Below are 11,850 nucleotides of genomic sequence, written 5' to 3'. Positions count from 1 at the left end.
CAGGTCCCCGCGGACACAACACGGGGACCGGATCAGCCAATCGGCAAACACTTGAGCCCGGGTCAACGAGGCCTGGTGTGCCCGGTGGCGCGGCCGTGAGGCCTTGGTGCAGGGGCCTACTCGAGGCCGAATCCCTCGGCGGCGAACAGGGCGTCGAGCTCGGCGTTGAGGTCGTCGACGGACCGTTCGTCGTCGTCCGCGCCGTTGTGAGCGCCGTTGTCAGCGCCGCCGAGATCCCCGATCGTCGCCGCCGCATCCGCATCCGCCGCCGTCGTCTCCGTCGCCGCCGAGGCCGGAGCCGGGAGGTCCAGCCGGCTCAGGATCAGCCGCGTGATGTGTTCGGGCGTCGGATGGTCGAAGGCGAGGGTCGCGGGCAGCGGTACCCCGCTCGCCGTCGCCAGGCGCCGGCGCAGCTCGACGGCCATCAGCGAGTCGAGGCCGAGGCCCTTGAGCACTTCCTGCGGGGAGAGCGAGCCGGTCGAGGTCAGGCCCAGTACGGCGGCCACCTCGCGCAGCACCAGCTCCGTCACCAGGTCGGCCCGCTGGTCGTCGGGCACCGCCAGCAGGCGCTCCCGCAGACCGGCCGGGCCGCCGGAGGCGGCGGCGGGCGCTTCGGCACGGCGCGGCCGGGCCCGTACGAGGGACCGGAACAGGGCGGGGGCGGGCCTGCCCTGGTCCACCTCGCTCTGCGCGGCCCGCAGATCGAGCTGCAGGGGGACGAAGTTGCCGGCCGGGCGGGCGAGCGCCGCGTCCAGCAGGTCCAGGCCGTGCTCGAAGCTGAGCGGGGCGATGCCCTGGCGGCGCATCCGGTCCAGTTCCGCCGTGCCGAGGTGCGAGGTCATGCCGACCCCGGCCTGGTGCCACAGGCCCCAGGCGAGGCTGGTGACCGGGCGGCCCTGGGAGCGGCGGCGGGCCGCGTACGCGTCGAGGCAGGCGTTGGCAGCGCCGTAGATGCCCTGTCCCGCCGTGCCGACGGTGCCGGCGGCGGAGGAGAAGAACACGAAGGCGGCGAGGTCCAGGCCCAGGTCGGCGGTCAGCTCGTCGAGGTGGACGGCGCCGGTGATCTTGGGCTCCATCACATGAGCGAGCCGCTGTGCGTCCTGGCCGAGGAGTACACCGTCGTCCAGGACGCCCGCGAGGTGCAGGACGGCCGTCCAGGGCCGACCCTCCTCAGCAAGACCGAGCACCTTCTCCACGTCATCGCGACGACCGACATCACAGGCCTCTACCCGCACGCATTCCGCGCCTTCTTCCTTGAGCTGGTGTATGAGTTCCGCGGCTCCGGGCGCCTCGGCGCCGCGCCGTGAGGTGAGTACGAGGTGCCGGACGCCGTGCCGGCGGACCAGATGCCGGGCGACCTCGCGGCCGAGCTCCCCGACGCCGCCCGTGATCAGGACGGTGCCCTGCGGATCGAGCGTGCGGATCTCGCCGGCGCCGGTGCTGGTGGCGGTGGGCCGGTCGGCCGTGACCAGGCGGGCCGCCAGCAGCTGTCCGCCGCGCAGGGCGAGTTCCGGCTCGCCGGCGCAGGCCAGGGCGGTCTCGACGGCGTCCTTGGTGCTCTCCTGGCCGAGGTCCACCAGGCGCAGGCTCTGGCCCGGGTGTTCGGCGCGGGCGGACCTGACCAGGCCCCACAGGGGTGCGTAGGCCAGTCCGTCGAGCAGGTCGCCTTCCGCGGCGCCGATGCTGCCGCGGGTGACGAAGACGAGTTCGGTGCCGGCGAGCCGCTCGTCGGCCAGCAGGGCCTGGAGCAGGACGAGTGCGTACTCGCCGCCGCGGAACACGGCCTCGGACGGGCTCATGGCGGGCGCCCGGCCGGTCGTGTCCACGACGATTCGGGCGGGTGCCGGGCCACCCTGGGCCAGCCGGACGGACAGGGCCTCGACGCCGGACACCGCCTCGATGCCGAGCAGCGAGGCGAGTTCCCCGGTGCCGCCGACCACGAGGTCGGCCGTGCGGCGCCCGGAGGTGGCGGCGGCCGCCGGTACGGGCTGGAAGGCCAGCCGGTGCAGGTCCTGGGCGCCGGTGGAACGGGCGGCGCGCAGCTGGTCCGCGGTGGCCCGCCGCAGGTGGAGCGCCCCGACGCGGACGACGGGCGAGCCCGCCGCGTCGGCGGCCCAGACCTGGACGGACTGGCCGGTGGCGGACTGCTCCACGTCGATGCGGACGCGGAGCTCTCCGCTGCCGGCCGCGAACAGCTCGACGTCCGTCCACTCGAACGGCAGCAGCGCGCCCTCGGGTTCGTCCTGTCCCGCCGTCGCGCCCTTCATCACGTGCAGGGCGGTGTCGAGCAGGGCCGGGTGCACGTTGTACTCGGCGCCTGCGGCCGGGTCGGGGAGACGTACGAGCCCGTACGCCGTGCTGCCCTTGCGCCAGAGTTCGGTCAGGCCCCGGAAGGCCGGGCCGTAGTCGATGCCCTGGGCGCTGAAGCGGTCGTAGAACCCGTCGAGGCCGACCTGCTCGGCGCCGGCCACCGGCCAGCTGCGGAGGTCGGCGAACCCGTCCGGGGTGCTGGGGGCATCCAGGCCGGCGGGGTCGAGCAGCAGCTCGCCGCTCGCGTGGCGGGTCCAGGCGCGGCCGGGAGCGTCGGGGCGGCTGTGGAGGGTGATCGGGCGGCGTCCGTTGTGCGGGGCGCCCACGGTGATCTGGAGGCGTACGGCGTCCTCGATCACCAGCGGCTCGGCGAGGGTGAGTTCGGCGATGCCGACGGCCCCGGCCTCGTGGGCGGCGGCCGTGGCCAGCTCGAGCAGGCCGGTGCCGGGGACGATGACCGAGCCGAAGACGCCGTGGTCGCGCAGCCAGGGCTGGTCGGTGAGCGAGAGGCGGCCGGTGAAGACGTGGCCGTCGGCGTCGGCGAGTTCGATGCCCGCGCCGAGCCAGGGGTGCCGGGACGCTTCCAGGCCCAGGGAGCCGGCGTCACCGGAGGCCTGGGAGACGGGGAGCCAGAAGCGCTCGCGCTGGAAGGCGTACGAGGGGAGCGGTACGAGGCTTCCGGCGCCGAGGACCCGGTCCCAGTCGAGGTCGTGGCCCTGGACGTGGAGGAGGCCGAGGTTGCGCAGCAGCTGGGCCGGGGTCCCGTCGCGGCGGCTGAGCGAGCCGACGACGATGCCGCCGCGCTCCGCGCTGCCGTCGGTCAACGGCATGGACAGGACCGGGTGCGCACTGATCTCGACGAACACGCCGTGGCCGTCGTCGAGGAGCTGGTTCAGGGCCCGGTCGAAGCGGACCGGCTCACGCAGGTTCCGGCACCAGTACGTGCCGTCCAGCTCGGCGCCGTCGGCCACCTGACCGGTCACCGTGGAGTAGAAGGCGATCTCTGCGGACTGCGGACGGATCCCCTTGAAGCCCTCCGCAAGGGCGGGGAGCAGCGGGTCCATCTGGGCGTTGTGGGACGCGTAGTCCACGTTGATCTTGCGGGCGTAGACGCCCTGGTCCGACAGGTCCGCGACGATCTTCGTGATCGCGTCGGCCTGCCCGGAGATCACCGTCGAGCCGGAGGTGTTCACCGCGGCCACCGACAGCGCATCACCGTAGGGGGCGAGGAACTCCTCGACCTCGGCCACCGGACGCTCGATCAGAGCCATACCGCCCTGACCCGCACAGGCGAGAACCGCCTGCGAACGCTGCGCCACGATCTGCGAGCCCTGCTCCAAAGTCAGAGCACCGCTCACCACAGCGGCAACGACCTCGCCCTGCGAGTGGCCGACCACCGCCGACGGCTCGACACCGAGGGAACGCCACAGCGCCGAGAGGCCGATTCCCATGGCGAACAGGGCGGGCTGGACCACGTCCACCCGGTCGAACGGCGGGTGGTCACCCTCCTCACCGGAGAGCACCTCACGCACCGACCAACCCGTGAACGGACGCAGAGCGGCATCACAGGCGTCGATCGCCTGACGGAAGGCCTCGTTCTCCGCCAGCAGCGCACGGCCCATGCCCACCCACTGCGAGCCCTGGCCCGGGTACACGAAGACGACCTTGCCGCGCCGTGCGGCCGAGCCCGTCACCACCGCGTCGTGCGAGACGCCCTCGGCCAGCGCACGCAGCGCCTCCACCAGAGCGGCGGAATCAGCCGCGACCACACTCGCCCGCGACTCGAAGTGCGAACGGTGGCGGGCGGCGGTGGCCGCCACATCGGTCACCGGAACCTGGGGGCGTTCCTCGGCCCAGTCCGCCCAACGGCCGGCCTGCTCCCGCAGCGCGGCCTCGTCACGCCCCGACACCACCACCGGGTGGAAGGACGCGGTCACCTCGGTGTCCGGGGCGGCGGTCGGCGCGGCGGCCGGCGGCTCCTCCAGCACCACGTGGGCGTTCGTACCGCTCAGGCCGAAGGAGGAGACGCCCGCGCGGCGCGGACGCGACAGGTCCCGCTCCCACGGCGTGTGCGAGTCGACGACCCGGACCGGGAGTTCGTCCCAGGCGATGTTCGGGTTGCGCGGGGAGCTGTTGAGGGTCGCCGGGAGGGCGTCCTGCCGGAAGGAGGCGAGCATCTTGCAGACGCCCGCGACACCGGCCGCCGACTCCAGGTGCCCGATGACGCTCTTGGCCGTGCCCAGCCCGAGCTCGCGCCCCGGCGTGCGGCCTTCGCCGTAGACCGCGGCCAGCGCCTGTACCTCGATCGGGTCGCCCAGCGAGGTGCCCGTGCCGTGGCATTCGACGTAGTCGACGTCGGCGGGCGCGAGGCCGGCCGAGGCGAGGGCGGCGCGGATGACCTTCTGCTGGGAGGTGCCGTTGGGGGCGGTGATGCCGCTGCTGGCGCCGTCGTGGTTGATGGCGGTCGCCCGGATGACGCCGAGGACGGGGCGGCCTTGGGCCTGCGCGTCCGAGAGCCGCATGAGGGCGAGTACGCCGACGCCCTCGCCGCGGCCGTAGCCGTCCGCCTCGGCGGAGAAGGTCTTGCTGCGGCCGTCCGGGGACAGCGCGTGCGAACGGCTGAGGGCGATGAACGCACCAGGGTCGGCGAGCACCTGCACGCCGCCGGCCAGGGCGAGTTCGCACTCGTCGCTGCGCAGCGCCTCGCAGGCCAGGTGCAGGGCGACCAGGGAGGAGGAGCAGGCGGTGTCCACGGACAGCGCGGGGCCCTGGAGGCCGAGGTGGTAGGAGAGGCGGCCCGCGTTGAAGCTGGGCAGGGTGCCGGTCAGCGTGTAGGTGTCGGGGGCGCCGCCCTGCCGGTACTTGCCGTACTCGCCGACGCCGGCGCCGACGAACACGCCCGTACGGGAGTCCCGCAGCTCGCGGGGCCGGATCCCGGCGTCCTCGAGGGAGGTCCAGGCCGCTTCGAGGAGCAGGCGGTGCTGGGGGTCCATCGGCTCGGCCTCGCGCGGGCTGATGCCGAAGAAGGCGGCGTCGAAGTGGGCGACGTCGTCGAGGAAGGAGGCGTGGCGGGCATACGTACGGCCCTCCGCGTCCGGGTCGGCGTCGTAGAAGGCCTCGATGTCGAAGCGGTCCGCGGGCACCGTGCCGACGGTGTCGCGGCCTTCGGCGAGGACGGTCCACAGGCTGTCGAGGTCGTGGGCGCCGCCGGGCATGCGCAGGCCGACGCCGACGATGGCGAGCGGCTCGTCGCCGCGGCCGGACCGGGGGGCGGCCTGAGGGCCGGCCGGGGCGGCGGCGGGGGCCGCGGGGGCGATTTTGGCGAGCAGCCAGTCGGTGGCGGTGAGCAGGTTGGGGCAGTCGAAGGCGAGCGTCTTGGGGGTGGTGACGCCGGTGCGCTTCTGGACGCCGGCGGCGAAGTCGATGGACATCATCGAGCCGAAGCCGAGGTCCTTGAAGCCGCGTTCGGGGTCGAGGGCCTGCGGGTCCTTGATGCCGAGGACGGCGGCGGCCTCGGCGGCGAGCACGGCCGTGACGTGGGCCGCGCGGTCGGCCTCGGGCAGGGCCAGGACGCTGCTCAGGAACGGGTTCGTCTCGGTTCCGGCCGGGGCGGTGCCCGCGGCGGCGGTGTCCGGTGCGGTACGGGCCTCCGCGATCTCGTCGAGGAAACGGCGCGGGCGGGCTTCGCCGTAGCCGGCGGCGGCCTTCTGCCAGTCGATGTCGGCGACGACGAGGGAGCGGCCCGAGGCGAGGGCCGAGTCCAGGGCGGTCAGGGCGCGGGCCACGGCCATGGGGGCGAGTCCGGCGGCGCGCAGCTGGGCTTCGGCGGCGCCGTGCGTCATGCCGCCGTCGGCCCAGGGGCCCCAGGCGAGGCTGAGGGCGGGGACGCCGTCGGCGCGCAGGGTGTCGGCGAAGGCGTCGAGGGCGGCGTTGGCCATGGCGTAGTTGGCCTGGCCGAGGTTGCCGAGGACTCCGACGACGGAGGAGTAGAGGACGAACGCGTCGAGGGCGTGGTCGCGGGTGAGCTCGGCCAGCAGGCGGGCCGCGCCGAGCTTGGGCGCGGCGGCGGCTGCCAGGGCCTCGGTGTCGAGGCGGTCCAGCAGCCGGTCGTCGAGGATGCCCGCGGTGTGGAAGACGGCGCGCAGGGGCGGCTGCTCGGCGTCGAGGGCGTCCAGCAGCCGCTGGGTCTGGCCGCGGTCGGTGAGGTCGCAGGCGGCGAAGGTGACGCGGGCGCCGGTGGCTTCGAGGCGGGCGGTGAGCTCGGCGGCGCCTTCGGCCGCGGGGCCCCGCCGGGAGACGAGGACGAGGTGTTCGGCGCCGCGCTCGGCGAGCCGCTGCGCGAGGTGGCCGGCCAGGGCCCCGCTGCCGCCGGTGATGAGGACGGTGCCGCGGGGGGTCCAGGGGGTGGCGGCCGGCGCGGTGGCCCGGCGCAGCCTGCGGACGTACACGCCGGTGGGACGCAGGGCCAGGTGCTCCTCGGCCCCGGCGGAGCCGGTGCCCGGAGCGTTAACGGCGTTAACGCCGTTAACAGTTGCGGCGAGACGCGGGGCCTCGGCCAGGGCCTGCGCCGGGTCGGCCGGGAGGTCGACGAGGCCGCCCCAGCGGGTGCCGTGTTCCAGGGCGATGACGTGGCCCAGGCCCCAGGCGAGGGCCTGCTCGGGCCGGGGGGCCGGGTCTGCGGGTGCGGCGTGGACGGCGCCCTGGGTGACGAGCCACAGCGGGGCGCGGACGGCGGCGTCGCCGAGGGCCTGGACGAGGGCCAGGCTCTGGGCTGCGCCCGTGGTGGTGGCCGGGTGGACGGGGTGGGCGGTGGTGTCGGCGGGGGTGAGGGCGAGTACGCCGGTGAAGTGCCGGTCACCGAGTTCCGCCGTGAGCGCGGCCAGCGGGGCCCCGTAGGCGGTGCGGTCGTCGTGGGCCGGGAGGCGGTGGACGGTGGCGCCGGCGGCGGTGAGCGCCTCGGCGACGGCGGCGGCCAGCTCCTGCGCCGCGGCGGGGGCGACGAGCAGCCAGTCGCCTGCGGAGGCGGCGGGGGTCGCGGAGGGCGCCCGGGCGGGCTCCCAGGTCTGCTCGTACAGCCAGTCGGCGACGGTGTCGGCGTGGTCCTGGCGTTCGCGCCAGGCGGCCAGGTGGGGCAGCAGGGCGGCGACGGCGGTGCTGTCGGTGACGCTGTCGCCGACGCCGAGGAGTTCGGCGACGCGCTCGGCCGCGCCGCTCCCGACGGCCTGCCACAGCGCGTCGTCGGCGGCCGACCGGCCGCCGCGGGCCCGCTCGGGGGCGTCGATCCAGTGGCGTTCGCGCTGGAAGGCGTACGTGGGCAGATCGGTGACGGTTGCGGAGGTGCCGGTGAACACCTTGCACCAGTCGACGTCCTGGCCGCTGACGTGGAGCGCGCCGAGGGCCTGGACGAGGGTGCGGGCCTCGTCACTCTCGTCGGCCCGCTGGGAGGCGATGAAGGGGACCTCGCGCTCGACGCAGCCGGCGCCCGTCGCGGACAGCACGGCGGCGGGGCCGCATTCGAGGTAGCGGGCGATGCCGGCCCGCTCCAGGGTGGCCATGGCGTCGAGGAAGCGGACGGGTTCGCGGACCTGGCGGACCCAGTACTCCGCGGAGCGCATGCCCTCGCCCGGTGCGAGGTCCGTGTCCGTCCACGTGCCGGTGACGGTGGAGACGAGCGGGATCCGCGGTGCGTCGAACGCGCACTCGCGGGCCACGTCCCGGTAGGCGTCGAGCATCGCGTCCATGTGCGGGCTGTGGAAGGCGTGGGAGACCTCCAGCCTGCGCGTTCGGCGTCCCCGGTCGGCGAACCGGCCGATGACGGCGGTGACGGCCGCGGCGTCGCCGCTGACGACGGTCTGCGCCGGCCCATTGAGGCCGGCGACCGCGATGCGGCCGTCCACGTCCGCGAGGACGGCCAGCACCTCGGCTTCGGACGCCTCGACGGAGGCCATGGCCCCGCCCGGCTCGCAGGCCTGCATGAGGCGGCCGCGGGCGGCCACCAGGCGGGCCGCGTCGGTCAGGCCGAGCACCCCTGCCGCGTGGGCGGCCGCGAGCTCGCCGACCGAGTGGCCGGCCAGGACCCGCGGCTCCACACCCCAGGCCTGCCACTGCCGGAACAGGGCGACCTCGACGGCGAACAGGGCGGGCTGGGTGAACTCGGTCTCGTGGACGAGCGCGCCGTCGGCGCCGTCGGGGTCGGCGAACAGGACGGCGACGAGCGGGATCCGCAGGTGGCGGTCGAGTTCCGCGCACACCTCGTCGAAGGCCTGGCGGAAGGCGGGGAAGGCCCCGTACAGGACGCGTCCCATGGCGAGACGCTGGCTGCCCTGCCCGGTGAACAGCACGGCCAGGTCGCCCTGGCGGGCGGTGCCCTCGGTCAGGGCCCGGTGCGGCGCTCCCTGGGCCAGGGCGCGCAGCGCGTCCGCGGCCTCGTCGGCGGTGGTGGCGACGGCCACGGCCCGGTGTTCCAGGTGCGAGCGGCGGCCGGCGGCCGTGTACGCGGTGTCGAGGAGGGCGGCGGTGGAGGCGCCGGCCAGGTGGTCGGCGAGGGCGGCGGCGTTCGCGGCGAGGGCGGCGGCGCTCTTGCCGGAGACGGTCAGGGCGACGGGCGCGGTGGGGGCGGGGCGCTGGGGCCGGCCGGTGACGGCGCCCCAGTCGACGTCGTAGCCCTCGCACCACAGGCGGACGGCGATGTCCTCCAGGGAGCGGCGGGCGGGCCGGTCGCGGCGCCCGGTGACCAGCACCGAGGAGGGGCCGGGGGCGGGGGTCGTGCTCCCGGCGGCGTCCGCCTCGGCGAGGGCGGTCAGGGTGCGCTTGAGGGAGTGCCGGGCGACGGGGTGCGGGGCGATCTCGACGATCGCGAGGCCCCGTTCGTCGGCGAGGGCGGTGACGGCCTCGGCGATGAGCATGGGCGCGCACATGTTGCGGGCCCAGTACGCGGCGTCGAGGGCGGTGCCGTCGGTGAAGCCGTTGGTGACGGTCGACCAGAAGGGGATGGCGGCCGGGGCGGTGCGCAGGGCGCCCAGCCGGCGTTCGAGTTCGGGGGCGAGCGCGGTGAGCTGCTCGCTGTGGGAGGCGTAGTCGATGTGGACGCGCTGGCAGCGCACTCCGGCGTCGGCGAGCTCGCGTTCCACGGCGGCCACGGCGTCCAGCGGCCCGGACAGGGCGGTCTGGCCGGGGGCGAGGTGGCCGGCGAGGGAGATCCGGCCGGGGTGGCGGGCGACGAGCTCGCGGGCGCCCTCCAGCGGGAGTTCGCACAGCAGCAGGGCGCCCTGGCCGGCGGCGCGTTCGGCGATGAGCTGCGACCAGGTGCCGATGAGGCGGGCGCCTTCGGTCAGCGGCAGGGCGCCCGCCACGACGGCGGCGGCGACCTCGCCGATGCTCTGGCCGAAGACGGTGCAGGGCTCCAGGCCCCATGCTTCGAGGGTGCGGGCGAGGGAGACCTGGACGGCGAACAGGACGGGCTGGATGACCTCGGTGCGGTCCAGTCTGGAGGTGTCGGGTCCGGCGAGCAGTTCCTCGGTGACGGACCAGCCGGTGGCCTCGGAGATCGCGGTGTCGCAGGCGTCCAGCGCGGTCCGGAAGGCGGGTTCGGCGAGCAGGTCGCGGCCCATGCCGAGCCACTGGGAGCCGTGGCCGGAGAAGAAGAAGGCCAGGGAGGGGCGGGTGCCCGAAGTGCGCGGCGTGCGGGTGTCGAGGCCCTCGCGCAGGGCGTCCGCGAGCTCGTCGGGGTGGGTGACGGCGGCGACGATGCGCTGGGCTCCGGTGGCGCGGGCGAGGAGTTCGGGGGCGTACCAGCCGTGGCCGCCGCGGGCGCGGGCGGCCAGGGCCTCGGCGGCCTCGTGCAGCTCCTCGTCGGTGTCGGCGGCCAGCGGTACGAGCAGGCGCCGCCGGTAGGGGGCCTCCTCGAGGGCGACGTGGGCGTTGGTTCCGCCGAAGCCGAAGCCGCTGACGCCCGCGTACCGGCGGCCGGCGTGCGGCCAGGGGCGGCGGTCGGCGACGACCTCGAGGCGGTTGGCCTCGAAGTCGATGTGCGGGTTGGGGGTCTCGAAGTGGAGGCTGGCGGGGAGTTCGCCGTGGTGCAGGGCGAGGGCGGTCTTCATCAGGCCGACGACGCCCGCGGCGGGTTCCAGGTGGCCGAAGTTGGTCTTGGCCGAGCCGATGCGCAGGGGCTCCTCGCGGCCTTTCGCGAACACGGTGCCCAGCGCCTCGGCCTCGATGGGGTCGCCGAGGAGGGTGCCGGTGCCGTGGGCCTCGACGTAGGAGACGTGCCGGGGGGCGACGGCGGCGTCCTGCCAGGCGGCGCGCAGCACCTCGGCCTGGGCGCGGGGGTTGGGCGCGGTGAGGCCGTTGGAGGCGCCGTCGTTGTTGACGGCGCTGCCGCGGATGACGGCGTAGATGCGGTCGCCTTCGGCGAGGGCGTCGGACAGCCGGCGCAGGACGACGACGCCGCAGCCCTCGCCGCGTACGTAGCCGCCCGCGCCGGCGTCGAAGGCGCGGCACTGGCCGTCGGGGTTCATGCCGCCGAACTTCGTCATGGCGACGGTGGTGTTCGGGCTGAGCATGACGTTGACGCCGCCCGCGAGGGCGAGGTCGGACTCGCCGGAGCGCAGGCTCTGCACGGCGAGGTGGGTGGCGGTCAGCGAGGAGCTGCAGGCGGTGGCGACGGCGAGGGCGGGGCCGTGCAGGCCGAGGGTGTAGGCGATGCGGGCCGGGATGATCGAGTTGTCCCAGCCGGTGGCGGAGTGGGTCTCGATGTTCTGCGGGTCGGCGCCGGTGGCCAGGTGGTACTCCTGCGCCATCGTGCCCATGAACACGCCTGTGCGGGTGCCCTCGAGGTCGCCGTGGACGATCCGGGCGTCCTCGATGGCGGCCCAGGCGCTTTCGAGGGCCATGCGCTGCTGGGGGTCCATCTGGCGGGCTTCCGCGGGCGAGATGCGGAACAGTTCGGCGTCGAAGCCTGCGACGTCGTCGAGGAAGCCGCCCCACCGGGTGGTCATCCGGCCGGGGGCGCGGGGGTCGGGGTCGAGCCACTCGTCGGCGTTCCAGCGGTCGCGGGGGACCTCGCGTACGGCGTCGACGCCGTCCAGGAGGCTCTGCCACAGCGCGTCGGGGGTCTCGATGCCGCCGGGCAGCCGGCAGCCGAGGCCGACGACGGCGATGGGTTCCTGCGCGTGCGCGCGGCCGCGGGCGCGGGCGGCTGCGGCGCCGGGCGCGGCGGGCCGTTCGTCGCCCGCGAGGTGGCCGGCGAGGGCGGCCACGGTGGGGTACTGCCAGGCGACCCAGGCGGGGACGGGGCGGCCCAGCCAGGCGGAGACGCTCTCCAGCATGGCCACGATCGAGACGGAGGTCATGCCCAGGTCCCGGAGGGAGCGGTTCTCGTCCACCGAGCCGGGGCCGATCTCCAGGAGTCCGGCGATCGTCTCCCGCAGCCGGGCGGCTATGTCCGCGGCGACGGGCACGGGTGCGGCAGCGGTGCCGCTGTTCACCTGGGCGTTGCTCATCTGGGCATCCTTGGAGATCGTTGAACCGAGGCCTCGGCAG

1 protein-coding gene is annotated in these 11,850 nt (G+C 75.3%); it reads right to left on the bottom strand.

Annotated features, from left to right (window positions below; translation table 11 throughout):
- Nucleotides 1–116: 116 nt before the first annotated feature.
- A complete protein-coding gene (locus tag OHA89_RS39700; RefSeq protein WP_331761743.1) occupies nucleotides 117–11,810 on the bottom strand; it encodes an SDR family NAD(P)-dependent oxidoreductase in 11,694 nt (3,897 codons plus the stop codon).
- Nucleotides 11,811–11,850: the final 40 nt, after the last annotated feature.

The organism is Streptomyces sp. NBC_01546 (assembly GCF_045208355.1).
GTDB lineage: Bacteria > Actinomycetota > Actinomycetes > Streptomycetales > Streptomycetaceae > Streptomyces.
The sequence above is the reverse complement of the archived record's forward strand: the minus strand, read 5'-3'. Positions and strand labels throughout refer to the sequence as shown.